Raw genomic sequence first — 21,868 nt, forward strand, 5'->3', positions numbered from 1 at the left:
GCATCCGCTCAGACAGCCGGCCGCGATCAGCAGCCAATGTGCGCGCGCGTTTTGGGCCGCGACGGACACGGATTGGCCCCGGCATTCTCAGGTCTGTTGTTCTTCTTCCAACCGCTCGGGCTTTGCCTGGTCTTTGACCCAACGCCAGAACAGCTCGTAACCGACTGCAAGCATCACGGGACCGATGAACAGACCGATGACACCACCTGTGACCATACCCCCGAGTGCGCCGATCAGCACCACAGGCATGGGAACAGCGACGCCGCGGCCGAGCAGCAATGGCTTGAGCACGTTATCGGCAAGCCCCGCGACGAACACATACACCGAGAAAATGATCGTCATTGCGCTCACACCTTGGGTGGCAATAACGAAGACGATCACGGGCACCGTGATCAGCGTGGCTGGCAACTGCATGATGCCTATCAGCAGCACCGCGAGCGCAAGCAGCCCCGCACCGGGAACACCCATGACCACGAACCCGACACCGATCAACAGCATCTGGATGAACGCGATCCCGACCACGCCTTGGGCGACCGCCCGAATGGTAGCCGTGCAAAGATCGGTGATCTGCGGGCCGTTCTCAGGGCCGGAGATGCGTGAGGCAATCTGCACCGTGCTGGTGTGGCCTTTCTCGCCGTACGCCATCAGGATGCCAGCGACAATCAGGGCGACGAAGAATAGCAGCAGCCCTGCGCCGAGCCCGGTAACCGTTCCAAGCAAAACGAGACCGGCATCCTTGAGCTGTGGCGCGAACTTCAGCGCAAGACCCGTGAGGTCGACAGAAGCCTGCTGCCAGAAGTCGTACACGCGCTGGCCAATCAGCGGCCAGCTGGCCACCGAGTCGGCGGGTGGTGGAATGCTGAAGCTGCCGCTTTTGAAAACGGTCATCGCATGGTCGACCGATTCGGCCACCGCGCCCCCAAGCAGATAGGTCGGCACGAGGATGACGCCAAACGCGATGAGGATGATGAGCGTGGCGGCCAGGCCATCCTTGTTGGCGAGCCTACGCCGGAGTCTGACGTGAAGCGGATACAGCGTGATCGCGAGGATCAAAGCCCAGACCATGAGGTTCAGGAACGGGACGAAGATCCGGAAACAGAAAATGGCCAGAACAGCAACGAGTCCAGCACGGATCAGCACGTCGAGCAATTCTCTGGACAACACCCGTTGGGTAATCGGTGTCGGCAGCATAACTTGTCTCCCGGCAGGACGGCTGCGCACGTGCTGGAATCAGGCCTCGATAGTCTTGTGTTGCGTTGCGGTGCCGGCGTCAGATGTCGAGCTTGCTGACTTTGGTGCCTTCGAAGCTCAGATTGGCCATCAGGCCGGAGTTCGTCAGTACGAAACCGACGATCGGCGCACCCGTCGAGGCGGTGTCGAGCTGGCCATTGGCGCCCTGCTTCGCCACCGCTACCGAACCATCCACGCCCGCTGTCCAGCCCTTGTCGCTCGTGCGGAATTTATCGAGCGCCTCCTGGGTCATGAACATCAGGATCACTGCCTTGGACTGGGCGCCTATCTGCAATCCGAACGAGGCGGTACTGGTCTTGTAATAACCGACGGACGTGCCTCCCACGCGTAGTGCCCCTTCGCCATATTCGCCACCGACCACGAGACCCGCAGCGATCACCGATGGAAAGACGAGAATGCCCTTGGCCTTGCTGGCCTGTGCCTGTGCGCCCGGCGTCGAAGTAAACAGCTTGCTGAGGGCGCCGTCGACGCCGGCATCTATTTCCTTGCGCTTGCTGGCCGCTTCGTTCGGTGTCGAAGTTGTGCTGCACGCAGCCAACGAACTGGCCAGTGCGATCGCCGTTAGCGAAAAGAAGGTACGACGGTTCATGAGACTCTCCTCGGTTGAAGTTTGGCAGATTGGGATCTGGCGCGCCTGAGAACTCTTGTCTACATCCTTCGAAAACCACGAACTGACGCTGGCTTGCGGCCTGCCCGGAGGCAGCTGCCAATATCACCGCTGGTATTGCCACCTGCCCCACTGCCCGCGCGGAAACCGACCCGCGTATTGCTGTTACGTGTCCACCACGGCCCCACCACAGCGCCCGCGCCATCCGGTGACTGCTGACGCGAAACATGAACATCCAGCGTCTGGAGTCTCTCCAACCGCTTGCGCGCCTGGCGGCAATGGTTGGCTGGCACGCGCCGACAAAGCAACGATGACGAAGAGAGGCGGCAGCGGCTTCATTGCATTCACCTCCATCGGGTTCTCGCGCTTCGAAGCGCGCAGGCGAGTCAATGTCGTGGCGGGAAACTTATTAGCTCTGGAAGATCGAACGAAGTGGGCTCGAGATCAAAGGTAATGTCAAACCGGCATGAATGGACCATCGCCCTCAACAGACCGGTTGACATCGCCCTGGAATCGCCGAACAACAATACGTCGAGTTAAGACTAGGCCCGATGCCCGCCGGCAGGTATTGGACCTTGGTCCTATGTCACGCGGGACCCGACACTCTGACGCCGATCACCGTCGCAAACGCAAACGCACCGAGACAAACTGAAGCCGCGATCCCCAACGACAATACACGGCAATCGCTATCATCCCGATCCTGCTCTGGGCAAAAGCCCTGGCGATTCGCGGCAGTTTCCCGATTGGCGCCCTCAACATTTAGTCTGCGTCGTCTTTTCCGCGGCATGCGCGTGCAGCGCGGGAGGCTTCGCGTTTCCGCCATTTCTCTCGAGGAATTTGCAGGCATTGACCGCCTCGTATTCCGATCTCCACCGGGTAAGTCGCGGCGGGAAGAATGATCGCGACGAGATCGTCCGGACATAGCGCAATGGGCCCGACGAGTTGGTCGAGGGTCGCGGGAGAAACGGTGGCCGCCGCGCCGGTGTCCGCGGCGGGAGCCTGCGCAAAGGACACCGTGATCACATCGCGCAAACCGCCAGCATGGCGGCAACCAGCGCACGGACCGCCACGCGGGCAAGCCCCGGCTTCTGAAAGGCAACCGCTCGCCCTCATCCGCCGACCGCCGACTCAAGCGGGATGATCCGTTCAGAAGCACGCGTAACGCGGTCCATTGATGCGTCCCCTCACTCTTCACCATGCGACTCGGGTTGCGATCTTTAAAGACAGTTATCCGAAGCAATGGAAACGGTACGCACACCTGCCGTACAGACACCGTTTGGACCGAGGCTGTGCCGTATCGCAAATACGACCTTGGTCCGATTGCGCGCTGCATGCCTGGGCACAATGATGGAACCGAAACTGCCATTGCTGCACACACACCGCCCAACGGTCGATCCTGACAGGATCGCGACGACCCGTGCCCGTTTCAACTTCAAGCCCGCCCGAACAGGCAGCCGGCGGTCCGCATTGGCGTGGGGTCACGCAAGGAGTCGTCGTGACTACATTGACAAAGTACCTCCTTCTCGCCGCCCTGGCAGGCTCGATGTCACTCGATGGTATGGCGCAAAGCAAACCCAGTGCCTACCCCGCGAAAGGACAAAGCCAGCAGAAGCAGCAGCAGGATGACGGCGCATGTTATTCGTGGGCCAAGAGCAACACCGGTGTGGACCCCGCCGCGCTGGCCAATGCCCCGCCGCCGCCTTCCGGACCCGCGGTGGGCGGCGGCGAGCGCGTTCAGGGCGCCGCGCGCGGCGCGGCCGGAGGAGCGGTCGTCGGAGCAATAGCGGGTGATGCGGGAAAAGGCGCGGCGGTTGGAGCCACCGCGGGTACGGTGGTCGGCGGATCGCGCGCGCGGCAGAACCGGCGCGCGGCCACGGCGTCGTCGCAGTCACAGACGCAGGGCGCAATGGCCACCTTCAATCGTGCCTATGCCGCGTGCATGGAAGGTCGCGGCTACACGATCAAATGAACTGTAGGGCGTAGGCGCGGCAATGCACCTCCACTATGAAAGACCGGCGGCCAGCCTGGCCGCGAGACAACGTGCGCACAGGCGTTCAAGGAGAGCAGCATGAGAAACAGCAAACTCATCATCGCGGCGACGCTCGTATCTCTGGCGACTGCGGGTTACGCGCAGACGGAGCCGCAAGTGGCGGTCAGCAGCGCACCCGGCAAAGTATCCGTGACAGGCACCGTCAAGACGACCTCGACTGTCGTCGGTATCGAACCGGCCACGCGAACCGTCTGGCTAAAGGACGCCAAGGGAAAAGTCGTGCAAGTCGTGGTGGGTGAGGAAGCGCGCAACTTCGATCAGCTCAAGGTCGGCGACGTGGTCAACGCGGAGTATTCGGAGGCCATGACCCTCACGCTAAAGAAGGGTGGCGCGCAGCTTTCCGCCAACGAAAATCAGACTTTGGAGCGCGCGCCGATGGGCGCTAAACCTGGCGGCACGGCTAGCCGGGAAGTGACCGTGATGGCCGTTGTCACCGCCGTCAACCATCAGACCGGCGCGGTGACATTGAAAGGTCCGCAAGGCAATTCGCTGGACGTTATCGTGCAGGATCCCGAGCAGCTCAAGCTGGTCAAGAAAGGGGATCATATAGAAGTAGTCTACACCGAGGCCATCGCAATCTCCGTCGAACCCAAAGCCAAATAGCCGCGCAGGCGCCGTGCGGATCGGACGACCCATCATCGCTCCCAGCGGCGCATGTGTCGGTTGACCGGCGCTCGCCCTGTTCTTCTTCGGTGGTTGCGTCCGATCGAGTTGTGCGGGCCCTCCAGACCAGCCTCGTGGTCGGCACACTCGGTTTGGCCAGGCCCACGCGCATGAGCTGGTTGCGCCGTCCAACCGGAGCCGCACAGGCGATGGACGATAGCGCCCACCCCATCCCGAGTCCGGAGCCGCAGCGTGAGACGGTTCGCCCCACTGTCGATCTTGCCACGATCGTGCTGGCTGTCGCCACACTTGTCCTGCTCATCGGCGGCAGCCTCGACATCGTGCATCCGTTCGTGCCTGCGTTGATCTGGGGCAGCACGATCGTCGTCACGACATGGTCGCTCATGCTCGGGGTTCAGCGGCGGCTCGCCGGACGGCGCTGGCTCGCCGTCACCGTCATGCTGTTGCTGGAAATCGTGGTGATATGCATCCCGACCTACGCCGCGGTGTCCATGCTTGCCGGCCATGCGGCCGACATCATGAACTTCGTCGAACGCCTGGCTGACGATGCGCTTCCATCGCCCCGGGCTGGCTGCGCAGCGTGCCGTTGATGGGCCATGCAACCGACGAGTGGCAGAAACTGTCCGATGCGGGCCCAGGAGGCATCCTCGCAAAGGTGGAAGCCTATGCCGCCGTGGTCGCGAAATGGCTTCTGGTGCAAATGGGTCTCGTCGGCTCGTTTGCCGTGCATCTGATATTAATGCTGATTGTGTGTGGACTGCCCTATGGTCACGGCGAGCGCGCAGTCGGCCTTGCGACCGCCCCGGCCTCGCGCGTGTGGCGCCGGGCAACGGCGCCAACATCGTGCACCTCACGGGTCAGTCGATCCGCGCGATCGCACTCGGTGTCGTGGTAACGGAGCTTGCCCAGGCTTCGCTCGGCGCCGCCGGGCTCTGGGTCGCGGTCATTCCGTTCGCCGGCGTGCTCAGCGCATTGATGCTCATCATGTGCCTCCCCCAGGAAGCGATTTCAGTGTCCGACGCCTCGAACATCGCGTCGCGTGCACGCGAGTAGTCATACCAGCAGCTATAGTATTTCAGGTCCATATCCGTCAGTTTCCAAACCTTGCGCGCGTCGTTGAAGCCATGCCGCGAAAGAAAGTTACGCTGCCAAAGAGGCAAAAACCCCATGGCTATAAGGAAGCGCACTATCCGTTCAAATACATAGCCGAGCGCTTCTGACCTTGTCGGCTTCACAGCGGACGAAGGCTGTGGTTGCCATCAAGGGCTCCGGCCTTCCGGCTTAAAGGCACGCGTTGATATCGCCAGTGGCATCTCCACCCGCACCTGCACCCGAGCGAAATCCGACCCAGGTCTTGTGGCCCGTCCACGAGGGCCGCACGACAGCTGCAGCGCCATCCGGCGGCCGCTGCCCTGGAACATAGACATCCATCGCCTGATTGTTCGCCACAATGACCTGCGATATGACTGTCTGTTGCGACCGGTTCGCCCATTTCTGAGCGATGCATTGCGCGACTGCGGCGACCGGCTGCTGACTTTCACCGACCGATTGTGCGTTCGGCGGCATCGGTGCAGTCGCACAGGCAGTCAAGGTGGCGGCAGTCACGAGGAGAATCGGTAACGGTTTCATCTTTTCATCCCTCACTTTGGATCCGCATTTCCATGGGTTTGATGCAACGTCGCGTGAGAATGTGTGCTAGCCCGAACGATTCGCATCGCCCGGAAACTCGATGACAAGCCTTCATTACGGGCCTTTTCAGCGCTGACTGGTCGTTGCCAAGCTTGAATGGGCCGCGCGAATGAGTCTTTGTGTACGCCGCAGAGGCAATCCTTTCAGCCGCGACCCGCAGCAAGGTTAGCGGCAATAGCCTATCGATGATGCAGTCAATGAGAGTAACGGGCAGAGTAACGAGCACCTCTGAGCCAGTCCCCAACCGTATGCTTCTTGCGATTTCAATACGATGACGACTATCGGCGCATGCGTAAATCGGCCTTTGGTCTTATGCACACACGCGGCGGAGGCTAACTAAGCTGTGAAACAGGCTTCGTTTTCCAGCAGTGGCAGGCACAACGAAACCGCTCGGGCGTCCGCTAACGCGGACACGCGTCGCGCGCCGATCGACGACGAGCGAGGCCTCGATGTTGTCGATTTTTAATGATGGCGCGCTCGTAGCCGCACACTATAATTCCACTCGCATATTGCGGAAGGCTATATAGAGAGTAGCCTGAATGTGCAGAAAGATCGGTTGACATCAGCCCATTGACAGGCGTGCCGCCTTGGCTCGCGGCAAAGAGGTTACGCGATGGACCGCGTCGTGAATCGACGGCTGGCTGCTGTTGTCAGCGCCTTCGCGTTATGCGGTTGCGCGGCCACCACGCTGCCGAACGCAGATGGAATCAGCTACAAGAGCCGAGCCGTGAACCGCAGCGAAGGCGGACTCCGCGTTTCCGCGGCGGTGCTTTCAGATGAAGAAAGCGCGGCGGTGTATGGCGTGCGGCTCGCCAGCAAGGGCATTCAGCCTGTGTGGATCGAGGTGCAGGACAACGACACGGCCAGCTATTTCCTGATGTCGCCGGGCCTCGACCCAAATTTCTTCCCGGCTTCCGAAGCCGCCGAGGCGTTTGGCCACAGCGATGTGCATGGCGGAAACGTCGAACTCGACCGGCGTTTCCGTGCGCTTGCCTTCCACAACCCAATCCTGCCGGGGCAGACCGTATCCGGTTATGTGCTGACCAACCTCAGCGAAGGCGCGAAGCTCGTCCAGCTCGATCTCGTGGCGAGCGAAAAAGCGCGGACGTTTTCGTTCCTCATGGCCGTGCCCGGCTTTTACGCTGACTATCATGTCAGCGCGGTTTTTCGGCGCGATATCTATCCGCCGGAAAAAATCGTGAACTACACGGAGGACGACGCTTTCCGTGCCGCGCTCGAAGCGCTTCCCTGTTGCGCGACCAACGCGGACGGTTCGAAGAACGGCGATCCGCTCAATCTCATCATCGTGGGCGGGCTGGACGACGCGTTTGCCGCACTGGTGCGCCGCGGCTGGAGTCCGACCGAACAGAAATGGTCCGGTGCGATCATGAAGACGATTACCTCCGCGCTGTCCGGCGACCGTTACGTCAATGCACCTATCAGTGATCTTTACCTGTTCGGCCGGCCCCAGGACCTCGCCTTGCAGAAAGCGCGCGACACGATTCACCAGCGCAATCACCTGCGACTCTGGCTAAGCCCGATGCGCTATCACGACAAGCCGGTGTGGGTGGGCCAGATCAGCCGGGATATCGGCGTCCGTCTTACGTTTCACTCGCCCACGTTTACAACGCACAAGATCGACCCGGACGTCGACGAGGCACGCACGGCACTGACGGAGGACATGGCCTATTCCCAGAACCTCCAGAAGATCGGGTTCGTCGACGGAGTCGGCGCCGCGCCGCAAAGCGCCCCGAAAGAGAACCTCACCACCGATCCTTACTTCACGGACGGCTATCGGCAGGTACTCGTATTCGACCGGCAACCCACGCCGCTCTCAGGGATCGAATTCTTCCCTTGGGAGGCAGCCGCGAAGCTCAACGCGCTACCCCAGGGAGCAAAACGATGAGCGAATCGCCAGCGCGGCAACGGGCATTAAAGAAAGTGGCAGGCAGCGTTGTCCTCTTACTCGTTTTCGCGGGCTGTGCGACGTGGACGGCCCCGACCAGCTTCGACGATGCGCCGCTGCGCGAGCGAGCGGTGAGCGCAACGAAGCAGGACACCCGGGTCAGCGTGGCCGTGCTGGGAGCCGATGAAAGTAAACGCATGTTTGGTGCCGACATCAACAGGCACATCGTTCAGCCGCTATGGATCGAAGTGGAGAACCGGACTTCGCAGGCGTTATGGTTGCTCCACTCCGGGACAGATCCCAACTACTTCTCGCCACTCGAAGTCGCATGGTCCATGCACACGCTGCTTGGAGGGGCGACCAATGCGGAAATCGACAGCCACCTGAACAAGCTCGGATTCAGAAATCCTATTCCGCCCGGCGAAACCCGGACAGGGATTCTTTTCGCGAACCCCGATCGGCAGATCAAACTCGTCAATATCGATCTGCTTGGCAGTAAAACCTTGATCCCCTACTCGCTGTTGCTGTCCGTGCCGGATGACGCCGCCGACCCGCGTTTCACGCTGACGCTGTTCCAGTATCCCGAAACCGCCATCGTCGACTACCACGACCTGGCCTCGTTGCGCGCAGCACTCGAACAGATGCCCTGCTGCGCGACCGATGAACAAGCGAAAACGGCAGCCGATCCATTGAACGTGGTGGCCATCGGCACGCTGGGAGACATTGGGTCGGCCATGGTGCGCCGTAGCTATCGTCGCGACAGGCGGAAAAATGACCTGGCGCAACTGCTGTTCGGACGCACGCCCGACGTCATCCTGCGCAAGGAAGCTCAAACGGGCGCGCCCTCCACGTCATTGCGTGCGTGGCTCGCGCCCATCCGCTTTAACGGTGACGCAGTGTATCTGGTGCAGGTCGGACGGCCTGTCGGGGGCCGCTTCGCGCACCAAGATACGGACGGCGGCACGCTCCACGAAGACGTCGACGAAGCAAGGAACCTGCTGGTCCAGGACATGATGTATTCAGGCGGGCTGGATAAACTCGGCTTCGTGAACGGCGTAGGTGCGTCACCTCAGGGACATCCGCGGACCACGCTGAACGGCGGGCGTTATTACACCGACGGACTGCGTGCCGTGATGTTCTTCGCGACGCGCCCGCTCAGTTTTACAAACGTGGAGATGCTCGACTGGGTGCCTTATCTGGAACAGGGTGAACCCGCAGCACGCAAGGAGAGCGGCGATGCCGGCAAGTAACCCCGTCTCCGAACGGCAAGATGGGGTCGCGCCGCGAGCGGTCAAGCATGCGCGTGCATCGGCGAATGCCCGAGCCAGTTTCGCGGCCCTTGCATCCTGCCTCGCGCTGGTAGCATGCGCAACGAAGCCGCTCGTTCCCTACACGACGGACACGCCGCCCCTCATGCTCGTTCCTGCATCGTATGCGGGCGTGCAGGACAAGCGGGCGCGGTTTCGGGAAATCTACTGCGCGGTGCTCGAAGCGCACGGCCGGGCGCTTCCTGACTACCGCCCTTGCGAAAGTGCCCTGACACGCGTGGGCACCGAACCGGCCGGCACGGGCGCGCCCGTCGCTCTGGGCCAATCCACGCGGCACCTCATGGCGGCAGTCGTTCCCGGCATCGGGTACGACTGCTTCAAGCCGTGGCTGAATGCGCCTGGCACTGTCACGAAACAACTACGCCAATACGGATACGACGGGTTCATGCTCGATGTCGACGGGTTGTCGAGTTCGGCTCACAATGCACGCCAGATCCGCGATGCCGTGATGACCATGCCACCGCCCGACGGACCCGCACACCTCGTGCTGATCGGTTACTCGAAGGGGGCGGCGGACATTCTCGAGGCCGTCGTTGCCTATCCGGAGATCCGTAGCCGCGTGGCGGCCGTCGTCAGCGCCGCCGGAGCGGTCGGCGGATCGCCGCTCGCCAACGATGCACAGCAATATCAGGCTGACCTGCTGCGGCACTTTCCGGGCGCGACCTGCACGTCGGGAGATGGCGGGGCCGTGCAAAGCCTGCGACCCGCAACCCGCCAGGCGTGGATGGCGCAGAATCCGCTTCCAGGCGATGTACGGTACTACTCGCTCGTAACGTTCCCTGAGGCGCAGCGCATATCGTCGATTCTTGAATCGAGCTACGACAAGCTCTCGCGAATCGATCCGCGTAACGACAGCCAGGTGATCTTCTACGATCAGGTCGTGCCCGGAAGCGCCCTGATCGGCTACGTCAATGCCGATCACTGGGCACTGGCCGTGCCTATTGCGCGAACCCATGACATGATCGGCTCGCTGTTCGTCACGCAGAACGCTTACCCCCGTGAGGCGCTAACGGAGGCGATTCTGCGCTTTCTGGAGGAAGATCTGTCGACATCGGGAAAGTGAAACGGCGTGGACCGTTCCCGCTTCTGCGGACGCCGCTTCGGTATTGGCGCCCCCCTCCTGTCGCTGGTAAGTTCCAGCGGCGGCCATTCGACTCGACACCCACCGGAAACGCTTTACGCTTGCCCGCTTCGGCGCTCAGAACGACCGCGTAATGCTGACCTTGGGTCAGACGCACGCGCCCGGCGAGAAGCTGTTCGTTGACTACCCCGGCGACAGGATCGCCATCATCGACACGCAGACCGGCGAAATCCACGACGCCGAGCTATTCGTTGCCGTTCTCGGCGCTCGAACTACACGTACGCCGAAGCGACCTGGACGCAGGAGTTGCCTGACTGGATCGGCTCGCATCACACTTCAAAGTCAGACACAACATAAGGCAGAGGGCTCATTGGTTACTGATTGCGAGCAGACCCGGCCAGCTAAGGCCGACGATACAACCGACAAGATCCGCGCGTAACGGTCTCTTATCTGGGGCCAAGCGGACGTTCGAATGACCACGCAGAGGTGTGAGCGAACGGCTGGACCTGGCCGAAGAACGAAACCGCTCGCGCGGTAGGGGCTCCGGCCCAGCGCGTGTGGTTCACGGGAGGTCCGTCGCGCGGTTCCGTATGTTGGCGAATGAGGCAATCCGCCTCGTTTTCCAGCAGGAGCCCCATCATGACCTCCCCACAGGCAAACGCCAGTCCACTGCGCCAGCGCATGATCGACGACATGCGCATGCGCCAGTTGTCGCCGAAGACGCAGGACATCTATCTGCGCATCGTGCGCGAATTTGCCCGGTTTCTCGGGCGCTCACCTGACACCGCCACCGTCGAGGACCTGCGGCGCTACCAGTTGCATCTGGTCGATCACGGCACATCGCCCGTGTCACTGAATCACGCGATCACCGGCCTGAAGTTCTTCTTCGAAGTCACGCTCGACCGGCCTGAACTGATGGTCAGGATGCACCCGGTACGCGTGCCCCGCACACTGCCCGTCGTGCTCAGCCCCGATGAAGTGCGGCGGCTGATCGAGGCGGCCGGCAATCTCAAACACCAGACCGCGCTGTCGGTCGCCTACGGCGCCGGGCTGCGCGCAAGCGAAGTGGTGGCGCTAAAGGTCACCGACATCGACAGCCAGCGTATGACGCTACGCATTGAGCAGGGCAAGGGCCGTCGGGACCGCTACGCGATGCTCTCGCCGGTGCTGCTGGAGCGCCTGCGCGTCTGGTGGCACGTAGCATGGACCCAGGGCAGGATGCTTGATGGTGGGTGGCTCTTTCCCGGACTCGATCCCGTCGACGCGCTCAGCACGCGACAGCTGAACCGCGCCATCCATGCCGCCGCGGAGGCCGCACACATCGACAAGCGCGTATCGATGCATACCTTGAGGCACAGTTTTGCGACACACCTGCTTGAGCAGAAGGTGGACATCCGCGTGATCCAGGTGCTGCTCGGGCACGCGAAGCTGGAGAACACCGCGCTCTACGTCCAGGTCGCCACCGACCTGCTGCACGAGGTCACCAGTCCGCTGGACCGTCTGCCTCCCGGGTAAGCCCGCGCCCTGTAGCGCCTCATGCTGGAGGTTGCGGACATCTTCCGCAGCCACGGGCCAGCGTGGCGAGCAACGGCACATCTGAGCCTGGGGCAGCTGAAGGTCATGTCAGCCATCGAACAGTGCCGCACCGCGGCGCTGGGCGGGCATGTGTTGCGCTGTTCCGGCTGTGCAAAGCTGGAGATCTCCTATGACTCATGCCGCAATAGACATTGCCCGAAGTGCCAGGCGAGCGCCGCACACCGGTGGCTCAAGGCGCGCCAGGCCGACCTTCTGCCCGTGGAGTATTACCACGTGGTCTTCACGCTGCCCGCGCCGATCAGTGCGATCGCCTGGTACAACAAGGCGGTCATCTACGGGCTCCTGTTCGACATCGCCGCCGAAACCCTGCGTACCATCGCCGCGGATCCGAGACACCTGGGCGCGCAGATCGGCGCCACGCTCGTGCTGCACACCTGGGGCTCGGCGCTCACGCATCATCCGCACGTGCACGGTATTGTCCCCGGCGGTGGCCTGTCGCCCGATGGCGAGCGGTGGATCGCCTGCCGCCCCGGCTTCTTCCTGCCGGTGCGCGTGCTCTCGCGCCTGTTCCGGCGCCGCTTCCTCGAAGCACTCGCCGACGCACATCGACGCGGCCAGCTGCAGTTCTTCGGCGAGTACACCGCGCTTGCCAATGCGGCTGCCTTTGCGCGGTGGCTTGCGCCGCTGCGCACCTGCGAGTGGGTGGTCTACGCCAAACGCCCCTTCGCAGGACCGCAAGCGGTACTCGAGTACCTCTCACGCTATACGCACCGCGTCGCGATCTCCAACCAGCGCCTGGTCGCATTCGATGAACGCGGCGTCACCTTCCGCTGGAAGGACTACCGCGCAACGGGGCGCACCCGCTACAAGACCATGACACTGGAGGCCGGTGAGTTCATGCGTCGCTTCCTGCTGCATGTCCTGCCCGGTGGCTTCCATCGCATCCGTCACTACGGCCTGCTCGCCAACCCGGTGCGCCGCGCCAGCCTCGCGAAGGTGCGTGAGTTGCTGCACGTCGTACCCGTGCTCACCATCCAGCCCGATCCGGAGGTTGCCGTCGCTCCGGCCTTCGTCTGCCGGCACTGCGGTGCGCCAATGATCGTCATTGAGATCCTGGAACGCACGGCGCCCATTCGCGCACCACCCATGTGGCGAGGCGAGACATGAGCGTAACGCTTCCTGCACCTCCAACCCGACCGTCGGCTTTGCGGCAACGCGGCCCACAAGCGGACCTCTGCGCCTGTCGCCTCGCGCAGTCCCTCGCACGTCCGCTTTGTCACCACAACTGCGCCACGGCACCGCTTCATCACTGTCTCAGCGCGCATCCAGAATCCCACCGCACCACGCATCCATCAACATCGCGGGCCATCCCGCTCTATCAATCGCCATAGCCTCCAGGACTCCCACCGTATCGCAGCACTCCGCGGTTTCCTCCATCGAGGCTCGTTCGACGCCTGCCAGCAACGCACGGTGGTGCACTCACATTCCTGCGGCCGATGGCCGGCATCGAACAACCCTAAACGAACCCGGAAGTCCATGGTTGGTCGAAGATCCCTCGTCCCTCTTGCCGTGCTGAACTTCCCAAGTCGACCCAGAACCGTCGGTTCCAACCGCATCGGTGGAATGGCGGCTTTGCGATCTGAGCCGCCCCTTGCCGGCTCGCGCCGAAGCCACCAAAGACGATACGGGACGGGAACGCGAACGCCCGATGGAGATTGGGACTCTCCAAAAACGGAAAAATGGCACAAGAGAACTGGCGACGCCGATTTCCCGATTTTTATCGAAGTTCAGTGAACCTGTTAGTAGGGTTTGTCGCCGACGATGGCCGCGCGCTCCATCTTGCGGTGGCAGGGTGGGTAGTCCATCACCGCGTAGTGCTGGGTGCAGCGGTTGTCCCAGATTGCCACGCTGTATGGCTTCCAGCGCCAACGCACCTGGTACTCGGGGTTGTAGGCCTGGCTGATCAGGTACTGCAGCAGGTCGCCGCCGGTCTGGTTGTAGTCCTGGCCATAACGCACGTGCGCGTTGGTGTGGTAATTCACGAAGTGGGTCGTGAAGGCGTTGACGAACAGTACCTTTTCGCCGGTTTCGGGATGGGTGCGCACGACCGGATGCTCGGAATCTGGGTATTGCGCCTTCATCGCCAAGCGCTTTTCCTGCGGCATGGCGGCGGCGAAAGAAGAATTGAAGCTGTGGTTGGCGATCAGGCCGTCGATTTCCTTTTTGACGGATTCCGGCAGTTTTTCGTAGGCCAAGACCATGTTGGCCCACATGGTGTCGCCACCGACCGGCGGGCATTCGATGCAGCGTAGTACAGCGCCCATCGGAGGCGCTTCGCGAAACGTGGTGTCGCAATGCCAGGAATTCTCGTAGCGATCCGCTGGCTTCTCCGGCGTTTTGTAGATCTGCACCAGGCCTGGCGCCTCCGGATGGCTCGGGACCATCGGGTGTGTTTCAAGCTCACCCATGCGCATCGCGAAGGCCATGTGGTCTTTGCGCGAGAGCTTGTCCAGGTCCTGGTCGCGCAGGAAGAGGACCTTGTACTTCAGCAGTGCCGCATAGATTTCGTGGAACAGGCCGTCATCGCGCACTGCATCGCCGAGATTCACGTCGAGCAGTTCCGCGCCAATGGCAGAGGTCACCGGTTCGATTCGCATTTCATTTCCTTGCAATTCATATCGAGAGTTACGCCGCAATATTCGCCGTTGAAATCCAGATCAGTTGAATGCCGTGAGGTCTTTCGGCTTGATGTCATGCTGCTCGCAATAGTTAAGATAGCGCTGCAGCCCGGATTTCCAGTTTTCGAGCGCGACGATGTTGTCGTTCCCGTCGAGGAAAAGGAGATCGCCGGTCACCTGAACCAGTGTGACCACATATCCGTCTCCGCTTCCCGTGCTGACGACTTCAGGCGTGTGGGTCGACGCGGCGGTCTCGTACACGACACTGCCGGGTCCGGCGATCCAGTCGTGCTCCTTGTATTTCCACTTGCCTTCGATCGTGTAGACCATGACCGTACCGGTGTGGTGGTGCTTGGGCAGTTGCATGTCGATCGGTGACTTCATCAGCACGATCCATTCGCCCCGGATCGGATCAAGCTTGAAATACTTCAGCAGGACGTTTTCTGCATAGGGCGCAAACGGTACCCACGGTAGCGATTCGCCATCGATGAGTGAGGTGTCGACCTGTTCGTATAGCATGTCTGTCTCCATTGGTGTAGTAGTGGTCGAAAACTGGCAAGCGTGCCAAGGCCGCCCGCGTGTCCCTGACGGGTGGGTGCCCTGGATATGCCGGCGAAACTGTGCGCTTTAGTCCAGCGAGGTGCCCGCGAGGGTGGCGCGCAGCATCTTTCGTGGCGCATTGCCGTAGTCCGCCACGGCGTAGTGCTGGACCTGCAGGTTGTCCCACATGGCAACCGTGTTGGTTCTCCACTTCAGGCGTACCTGGTATTCTGGAATTGCGGCCTGAGAGGTCAGATAGTTCATCAGATGATGAGCTTCCGGCATGAAGTCCTGGCCATACCGGATGTCCTCGAAGTTGAAGAAATTCGAGAAATGCGTCGTGAAGGCCGAGTTAACAAACAGGACCGTTTCGCCCGTCTCAGGATGGGTAAGCACGACCGGATGCTCGACGGCGGGGTTCTTCGCAGCCATCGCGTGACGTTCTGCGATCGGCATCTGCGCGCCGAACGAATGTTCGGCACTGTGCTTCGCATACAGGCCATCGATCCGTTGCTTGATGGAGTCGGGCAGCTTTTCGTAGGCCATCACCATGTTGGACCACATGGTGTCTCCACCGGATGCCGGACCCTGTTCGCAACGCAACACCGCTCCGCGGGGCGGCGCCTTCTTGAAGGTGACATCGGCATGCCAGAGGTTTTCGCGGCTGGCTTTTTCGACGAAGCTCTTGGGCTTGCCCGGGTCGAGATTGCGGTACAGCGTCAGCAACTTGTCCGCCTCCGGATGGCTCGGAGCAAGGGGATGGACTTCTAGTTCGGCGAATTGCGCGGCGAAATTCTGTTGCTCCATCGGCGTAATGTTCTGATCGCGAAAGAACAGGACTTTGTGCTTCAGCCACAGCGCCCGGATTTCGGCGATGGCGTCAGGGTCCAGGGCGGCATCAGCGAGATTGACGTTGCTGAGTTCGGCGCCGATGGCGGGCGTGCAAATCTCCACCTTGATCGAATCGCGGCGCACCGAGGGCCGGATAATGGCCGGTGCGATGGACGAGGCTTGTGAAGTAGTGCTCTGGGTAGCAACGCTTGATGTCATTGAAGTCTCCGATCTGTGCTTGTGCGGCGGCGAGCACTATGTGCGTCCGGCAGATATAGCTGGCCTGTCAACGGGCAGGGGCACCGTTTCGTTGGACCATGGGACTTATGGTAAGCATTGCGGCTGCGGCGCTATTAGCATTGCCGGACAATTTCTTCGCATATTGGGACACCAGGCCGGGAGTCGCGACTGGAACCCGGATGGCGGCAACGCTTCGGCGTAGTCCGAACGGCAATGCCGGCCACCGCCGGGATGTGGCGCGGATCTGTAACGTCAGGAACGTGTAGACCGATGCGACTGGTTCGGGCAGTGCGGCTGGCCAGGATGACGGAGAAGCGCGTGAGCCGATCCTGAACCCAGCCTTCCTACTTATGCGAGATGGGCCTGGCTGCCGCTCGGCTCTCCCGGTATTGGGCGGCCCAATCCGAGGGTGTCTTGCCAAACTGGCCGCGGAACCAGCGCGAGAAGTCACCGGCAGAGGAAAAGCCGAGGAGGTCGGCGACTTCATACAACTTGCGTTTGCTGTTGGCCAGATACTCCTGGGCGAGTTCAGCACGTACAGCATTGATGATCGTGGTGACACTCTCACCTTCCGCCGCGAGGTGCCGGTTAAGGGTGCGTCGATGCGTGCCAAGATGCTGGGCGACCTGGTCGACCGAACAAAGTCCGCTTGGCAGCAGCATCCTGACGATCTGGCGCGCCCGCTGCGCCGGCTCGTCGCGGACGTTGGCCAGCTGCATGTCCAGCCATCGCTTCACCTCGCGATTCAGCGTCGGGTCTGCAGCGGGGATGGGCATGTCCAGGTCGCGGCCGCGGCAAACGATGGCATTGCATTCCTGCGAAAACTCGATAGCCGTACCCAGCACGCGGTGGTGCACTTCAAGACTGGCGGGCCGCTCGTGGGCGAAACAGATCTTTGTCGGTCGGAAGGAATTGCCACTCAGCGCCCCGAACATCCGGAATCCGATGCCGGCTGACTGTTCGATAGTCTGGCGCCAGACACCGGGGGGCTGCATATTCGCGCCCATATGCAGCAGCACGACGTCGCCTGCGTCTTCAAGCCGCAATTGCACGCCGGCGTTGTGCAGTCGCATATAGCGGACGCAAGATTGCATTGCTGCGCGCAACGTTGGCTCTTCCCTGAGCACCAGCGCCAGCATGCCCAGATTGGCCAGGCTTCTCGTTTCCGCGAGCAACAATCCGAAGGCCTCCTGGCCGGACAGGCGGGCCGACTCCTCCAGCAGCCACCCCACCGAATCGGCACTGATCATCAAATTCGGATCTTCGAGGACCGTGGCGGGCAGCCGGGCCATCCGTAGCATTCGAAGCGGATCAAGCCCCACCGAACGGGCGACGTGTTCATAGTCGGTAAGGCTGGCACTTCGCGTCAGGGTATGCACGGACCGTCACCTGTCCCAATTTCACAAGATTATGTCCTGACAAGCTTAGTACGGAACAGCTTGTCAGGCTACTTTGGAGATCAGGAATTTCGAAAGATGGAGGTAGACGATGGACAAGGAAGTAGCAACGCGTATCGGTCAGCCGCGCGCCGCATTGGGGCAAGTGGATGCCGACGACCCCGCCGCATTCAAGCACTTCTTTGCCGAAGTCAACGGCATTCGCATGCATTACATCGACGAGGGGCAGGGCCCGCTCGTTATTCTGCTGCACGGTTTTCCATACCTGTGGTACATGTGGCGCCGCCAGATCGGGGCGTTGGCCGAGGCCGGCTTTCGGGTCGTCGTCCCCGATCAACGGGGATTTGGGCAAACTGATCGGCCAGATGCCATTGAAGCCTACGACGTGATCCAGTCAGTCGGAGACATGGTTGGCCTGATGGCGGCTCTGGGTGAAACGACCGCGGTTATCGTCGGACACGACCTGGGCGCATGGGTGGCTCAAGCAGCGGCCATGCTGAGGCCGGATCTGTTCCGCGGCCTCGTGATGCTCAATACCCCGGTGCCACCGCGCGGAAAGGTCAAGCCGACCATCGGCTTGCGGGAAATGGCGAAAGGCAGGGTGTACCATCACCTGTACTTCCAGCAGATCGGTAAGCCGGATCGCGAGTTGGCCAGCGATCCGCGCAAGACATTGCGCAGCGTCTTCTACTCGGTCTCTGGCAGCGCCTTCGGTGCCGAACGCTGGCGCCTGTTTGTCGAACCCGGTGAACCCATTCTTAACGCCTTCACTGAGCCGACGGAGTTCCCGTCATGGCTGAGCGCACGGGCGATCGACTACTACGTCGATGAATACACACGTACGGGATTTACCGGTGCCCTGAATCACTACCGCTGTCGCGACCGCAACTGGGAAATCACAGCGTTTCTGGACGGCGCGGTGGTTCGCCAGCCGAGCATGTTCATCGGTGGCGCTGCCGACCCTTCCCTCGAACCGATGGAAATCCGCGGTGTCTACGACCGGCTCGACACCTATCTTCCCGGACTACAGAAAAAGGTGCTGCTACCCGGGGTGGGCCATGCTGCGGCGGAAGAGAGTGTTGATCAGGTAAACGAATTGCTCCTGGAATTTCTCGGGCAGTTCGAGCGCGAGCGTCCAGGTTGTTCGCTAGCGGCGCATGCGACCGGGAGCACCAGCGGCAGCGTCGGCACGGGTGACCGCAAACGTGTCGAAGCGGCATAGAGGCGGCAGAAACCATTGCGATCAGGGGTCTGTTATCTGAGCGGAGCGGTCATTCGAATGACCGAGCGACCGCGAACGCGAACGGCAGCTAGTGGCCGACTGTTGCCCGACACGGCGGACCGTCATCGACCCTCTCCGGACCTTGAACCTGGCGTCACCTCTACGGCTGCTTTTAGGTGGTGTTTAACGGCCATCCACACATTGAGTCGGCTGGCGAATTGTTGCCCATAACTGTTATTCGCAGTTTCAGGAAAACCGTTTAAATCGTGTCAAGCGAAAATTTTGGGGCCGACCGAGGCCCTGGCGCGATGCCGTGATCAGCGTGGCTTCCCTGCTCGCGTCCGGAGGCCGTCAGCCTTCGCCATTCCGGAATCCATCGAGGCGTCATCCTGGAAATTCGGCGTCCATGACCTGTTGGACCAAGGTCTCATTGACCGGCCGGAAGTTCAGGCGTCTTATTGTTTCGGAAAGGTTCACGTGTCCGTCACCTCGTCCAGCCACCGGAACTCCTCATGACCGGTGGATTCGTTTGCGATAGCAATCCGGCCTCAACCCGTGTAATCAGAAAGTATTGGAACGGCAGATCAACTCATCTGCTGGCGGTGCTGGCCCTTCGATGTCGCGGGTGTTGGACAGAGGCGACGGTGTCGGCCTGGCGCCGGTGCAGTTCGTGCATGCAAAACAGGTGGTTTTGGACGTTACCGCGGCGCTGGCCTGAGCGTCGACGGGACATCAAGGCGACGGCCGGAGGAAGCGACCGTAGGGTAAGCGCAGCCGTGCGCGCGCCCGGTCGGGAGGCCTCCTTTGCATGCCACTTGGCGAACCGCGAAGACCTTGGTCTCCCGCTGCAATATGGATCGTAGGGAGAGAGCAAACATGGACTGGAATCGCTGGTACAGCTTAAAGAGCTACCTAAAATCTTCGCTGTGGGCAGTGCCGCTCATCGCAGTCGCGATCTATGCCGTGGTAAAACCTCTGACTGAAATGCTGGGAAGGTGGATGATCAGGCAAGCGATCCTTGATCCGAAAACCGGTTTTCTTGGGCTGTCCATGACTGGGGCGCGGTCGTTGCTTGGTGACATCGTTTCCGCAGACCTGGCGTTTCTGGTGTTTACGTTCGGTTCGCTGCTCGTCGCAATCCAGGTCGCTGGCGGGCAGTACACCCCGCGGATCATCGCGACGACACTGCTGCGCGATAACATCATCCGTGGCATCTCGGGGTTGTTCGTTTTCACAATGCTGTTTGCCAATAGAACGCTGGGCTGGATGGGTGAGAATGAGGTACAGCAGCTTCAAGTGTTCATTGCAGCGCTATTTGGATTCGCATCCGTCGTCGCGTTCCTTTTCCTGATTGACTACGCCGCGAAATCTCTGCGTCCCGTAAGCCTCGTAGCACGCGTTGGAAAGCACGGAATGGCCGTCATAGAGAGCGTTTATCCCGCTCCGACCAGGGGTGCACCTACCTCGCCGGAACGTGACAAAGAGCGCGGCGTACCTGATCGCATTATTCGTCACCGCGGCAAATCTGGCATCGTTCTGGCCGTGAATCTGGAAAGGCTGCTTGCCAAGGCGCGGCGCACTGGCTCAGTTATCGAATTCGTGCCGCAAGTCGGTGATTTCGTCGCGGTGGACGAACCCTTGTTTTATTTGTACGGGAACTCTGGCGCAATCGATGAGCGCAGGCTCCGCACCCTGGTCGCTTTCGGGACGGAACGCACGATGGAGCAGGACCCTATGTTCGCGTTTCGCATCCTGGTCGATATTGCGCTGAAAGCACTGTCGGCGGCGATCAACGATCCGACCACGGCCGTGCTTGCGATCGACCAGGTGCACCGACTCTTGCGCGTGGTGGGCAAACGGTCTCTGCACATCGAAGAGATTGTGGACGGGTCGGGGCAGGTGCGCGTGATCTTGCGGACGCCCAATTGGGAAGACTTCGTGCATATTAGTTTTCGCGAGATACGACAGTACGGCGCGGGCAGCATTCAAATCGCACGGCGTCTGCGCGCGGCGATAGAGAATCTCATCCGGAGCCTGCCGGAGCATCGTCATGACGCATTGAGCGTCGAGCTCGCACTGCTCGATCGCGCGATCGCTTCGAAACATCCGTTTCCGGAGGACCTGGCGTTGGCCCGCATCCCTGACTCGCAAGGGCTTGGAGGTTCGGCAGCCTCGACGGCAAACAACTAGCCCTTTCGGAGGCAAGCCATGCGCAAACTCATAATGGGCATCGTTGAATTCCGCGAGAAAATGCTGCCGCAATACGCGCAGCAGTTCAGCAAACTGGCGCTCGCGCAGACACCTGATGCGCTCTTCATCACGTGCTCGGACAGCCGGGTTGTGCCGGACCTGCTTGCCTCGACCCATCCGGGCGATCTGTTCACGATGCGCAACGTCGGCAACCTGATACCACCGGCGACTGCGGAAGGCGTCTCTACCGGTGACCTTTCCGAGGCAAGCGCGATCGAGTATGCAGTGCTGGTGTTGAAAGTCGCGAATATTGTTGTGTGCGGGCATTCCGAGTGTGGAGCGATGAAAGCAGTGTATACACGCAACGCCAAGCTGAAAGCGCCGAATCTCGATAAATGGCTGTACCACGCGAACAACGCAGCGTTTCGCCTCGAACACGAAGGTCCGCTCAATGACAGGCTGAAACCGCACGATCAATTGTCACAACTCAACGTACTGGTGCAGCTTGAGCATCTGATGACATACCCGATCGTTCACCAGCAGGTCACTGCGGGCGCACTGGTGTTGAGCGGCTGGTGGTTCGACATCGCGACTGGCGACATGTATGCCTATGAGCGCATGAGCCGCTCATTCGAAGTCATCGACCGCGCGATGGCTGATCGGATGATTGCGCGCCTTGCTGCGCGGGCGCGGTGAAG

Annotated in this window: 21 protein-coding genes and 2 pseudogenes; 14 read left to right on the plus strand and 9 right to left on the minus strand. The window is 61.2% G+C overall.

Annotation, left to right across the window (positions count from 1 at the left end):
• Positions 1-87 precede the first annotated feature (87 nt).
• From FVF58_RS10295 to FVF58_RS10310, 3 genes are all read right to left on the minus strand, one after another.
• Positions 88-1,191, minus strand: a complete 1,104-nt coding sequence (locus tag FVF58_RS10295; protein ID WP_149669788.1) for an AI-2E family transporter — start codon at positions 1,189-1,191, stop codon at positions 88-90.
• Between the two features lie 79 nt (positions 1,192-1,270).
• Positions 1,271-1,840, minus strand: a complete 570-nt coding sequence (locus FVF58_RS10300) for a BPSL1445 family SYLF domain-containing lipoprotein (RefSeq protein WP_149669789.1) — start codon at positions 1,838-1,840, stop codon at positions 1,271-1,273.
• 777 nt (positions 1,841-2,617) lie between these two features.
• The gene (locus FVF58_RS10310; RefSeq protein ID WP_149669790.1) at positions 2,618-2,971 is read right to left on the minus strand and encodes a DUF3300 domain-containing protein; all 354 of its coding nucleotides are present in this window, start codon (positions 2,969-2,971) and stop codon (positions 2,618-2,620) included.
• A gap of 430 nt (positions 2,972-3,401) precedes the next feature.
• On the opposite strand from FVF58_RS10310, the gene FVF58_RS10315 reads away from it, so the two are divergent.
• The 4 genes from FVF58_RS10315 to FVF58_RS52620 all read left to right on the plus strand — a co-directional run bounded on the left by FVF58_RS10315 (position 3,402) and on the right by FVF58_RS52620 (position 5,585).
• Positions 3,402-3,827, plus strand: a complete 426-nt coding sequence (locus FVF58_RS10315) for a glycine zipper family protein (RefSeq protein WP_149669865.1) — start codon at positions 3,402-3,404, stop codon at positions 3,825-3,827.
• Between the two features lie 99 nt (positions 3,828-3,926).
• On the plus strand, positions 3,927-4,511 hold the full coding sequence (locus tag FVF58_RS10320; RefSeq protein WP_149669791.1) for a hypothetical protein: 585 nt from the start codon (positions 3,927-3,929) through the stop codon (positions 4,509-4,511).
• Between the two features lie 170 nt (positions 4,512-4,681).
• Positions 4,682-5,122 carry an AI-2E family transporter gene (locus FVF58_RS10325; RefSeq protein ID WP_149669792.1) on the plus strand — a complete coding sequence of 147 codons (441 nt, stop codon included), beginning with the start codon at positions 4,682-4,684 and terminating at the stop codon, positions 5,120-5,122.
• A gap of 226 nt (positions 5,123-5,348) precedes the next feature.
• Positions 5,349-5,585: a hypothetical protein gene (locus tag FVF58_RS52620; RefSeq protein WP_246217021.1), complete on the plus strand. Its 237-nt coding sequence runs from the start codon at positions 5,349-5,351 to the stop codon at positions 5,583-5,585.
• Here the strand turns inward: FVF58_RS52620 and FVF58_RS52625 are convergent.
• Both FVF58_RS52625 and FVF58_RS52630 read right to left on the minus strand, forming a co-directional pair.
• Positions 5,528-5,647, minus strand: a pseudogene (locus tag FVF58_RS52625) (polyphosphate kinase 2); the annotation flags it as partial. The gene FVF58_RS52620 and the pseudogene FVF58_RS52625 sit on opposite strands and share 58 nt — an antisense overlap.
• A gap of 166 nt (positions 5,648-5,813) precedes the next feature.
• Complete coding sequence (locus FVF58_RS52630) at positions 5,814-6,161, minus strand: hypothetical protein (RefSeq protein ID WP_149669793.1); 348 nt, start codon at positions 6,159-6,161, stop codon at positions 5,814-5,816.
• Positions 6,162-6,834: 673 nt separating this feature from the next.
• On the opposite strand from FVF58_RS52630, the gene FVF58_RS10345 reads away from it, so the two are divergent.
• The 6 genes and pseudogenes from FVF58_RS10345 to FVF58_RS10370 all read left to right on the plus strand — a co-directional run bounded on the left by FVF58_RS10345 (position 6,835) and on the right by FVF58_RS10370 (position 13,239).
• Complete coding sequence (locus tag FVF58_RS10345) at positions 6,835-8,127, plus strand: LssY C-terminal domain-containing protein (protein ID WP_149669794.1); 1,293 nt, start codon at positions 6,835-6,837, stop codon at positions 8,125-8,127.
• Positions 8,124-9,377: an LssY C-terminal domain-containing protein gene (locus FVF58_RS10350; protein ID WP_149669795.1), complete on the plus strand. Its 1,254-nt coding sequence runs from the start codon at positions 8,124-8,126 to the stop codon at positions 9,375-9,377. Before FVF58_RS10345 ends, FVF58_RS10350 begins: the two co-directional genes overlap by 4 nt.
• The gene (locus tag FVF58_RS52635; RefSeq protein ID WP_246217008.1) at positions 9,364-10,518 is read left to right on the plus strand and encodes a hypothetical protein; all 1,155 of its coding nucleotides are present in this window, start codon (positions 9,364-9,366) and stop codon (positions 10,516-10,518) included. Before FVF58_RS10350 ends, FVF58_RS52635 begins: the two co-directional genes overlap by 14 nt.
• 172 nt (positions 10,519-10,690) lie before the next feature.
• Positions 10,691-10,866 (plus strand): annotated as a pseudogene (locus tag FVF58_RS10360) (IS21 family transposase); the annotation flags it as partial.
• Between the two features lie 309 nt (positions 10,867-11,175).
• Positions 11,176-12,051, plus strand: a complete 876-nt coding sequence (locus FVF58_RS10365) for a tyrosine-type recombinase/integrase (RefSeq protein WP_149669796.1) — start codon at positions 11,176-11,178, stop codon at positions 12,049-12,051.
• A 21-nt stretch (positions 12,052-12,072) separates the two neighbouring features.
• Complete coding sequence (locus FVF58_RS10370; protein WP_149669797.1) at positions 12,073-13,239, plus strand: IS91 family transposase; 1,167 nt, start codon at positions 12,073-12,075, stop codon at positions 13,237-13,239.
• A gap of 632 nt (positions 13,240-13,871) precedes the next feature.
• Here the strand turns inward: FVF58_RS10370 and FVF58_RS10375 are convergent.
• From FVF58_RS10375 to FVF58_RS10390, 4 genes are all read right to left on the minus strand, one after another.
• Positions 13,872-14,729 (minus strand): TauD/TfdA dioxygenase family protein, encoded by an 858-nt coding sequence (locus FVF58_RS10375; protein ID WP_149669798.1) that lies wholly within the window; start codon positions 14,727-14,729, stop codon positions 13,872-13,874.
• 60 nt (positions 14,730-14,789) lie between these two features.
• The gene (locus FVF58_RS10380; RefSeq protein ID WP_078199206.1) at positions 14,790-15,269 is read right to left on the minus strand and encodes a 2,4'-dihydroxyacetophenone dioxygenase family protein; all 480 of its coding nucleotides are present in this window, start codon (positions 15,267-15,269) and stop codon (positions 14,790-14,792) included.
• A gap of 108 nt (positions 15,270-15,377) precedes the next feature.
• The gene (locus tag FVF58_RS10385) at positions 15,378-16,340 is read right to left on the minus strand and encodes a TauD/TfdA dioxygenase family protein (RefSeq protein ID WP_149669799.1); all 963 of its coding nucleotides are present in this window, start codon (positions 16,338-16,340) and stop codon (positions 15,378-15,380) included.
• Positions 16,341-16,705: 365 nt separating this feature from the next.
• The gene (locus FVF58_RS10390; RefSeq protein WP_149669800.1) at positions 16,706-17,740 is read right to left on the minus strand and encodes an AraC family transcriptional regulator; all 1,035 of its coding nucleotides are present in this window, start codon (positions 17,738-17,740) and stop codon (positions 16,706-16,708) included.
• Between the two features lie 109 nt (positions 17,741-17,849).
• Between FVF58_RS10390 and FVF58_RS10395 the strand changes: the two genes are divergently transcribed.
• From FVF58_RS10395 to FVF58_RS10405, 4 genes are all read left to right on the plus strand, one after another.
• Positions 17,850-18,980: an alpha/beta hydrolase gene (locus tag FVF58_RS10395; protein ID WP_246217009.1), complete on the plus strand. Its 1,131-nt coding sequence runs from the start codon at positions 17,850-17,852 to the stop codon at positions 18,978-18,980.
• Between the two features lie 571 nt (positions 18,981-19,551).
• Complete coding sequence (locus FVF58_RS51335; RefSeq protein WP_188130775.1) at positions 19,552-19,698, plus strand: hypothetical protein; 147 nt, start codon at positions 19,552-19,554, stop codon at positions 19,696-19,698.
• A gap of 158 nt (positions 19,699-19,856) precedes the next feature.
• Positions 19,857-21,170 (plus strand): DUF2254 domain-containing protein, encoded by a 1,314-nt coding sequence (locus FVF58_RS10400; protein ID WP_149669801.1) that lies wholly within the window; start codon positions 19,857-19,859, stop codon positions 21,168-21,170.
• 18 nt (positions 21,171-21,188) lie between these two features.
• The gene (locus FVF58_RS10405) at positions 21,189-21,866 is read left to right on the plus strand and encodes a carbonic anhydrase (RefSeq protein WP_149669802.1); all 678 of its coding nucleotides are present in this window, start codon (positions 21,189-21,191) and stop codon (positions 21,864-21,866) included.
• The last annotated feature ends 2 nt before the right edge of the window (positions 21,867-21,868 follow it).

It is taken from the genome of Paraburkholderia panacisoli (assembly GCF_008369935.1).
Taxonomy (GTDB): domain Bacteria; phylum Pseudomonadota; class Gammaproteobacteria; order Burkholderiales; family Burkholderiaceae; genus Paraburkholderia; species Paraburkholderia panacisoli.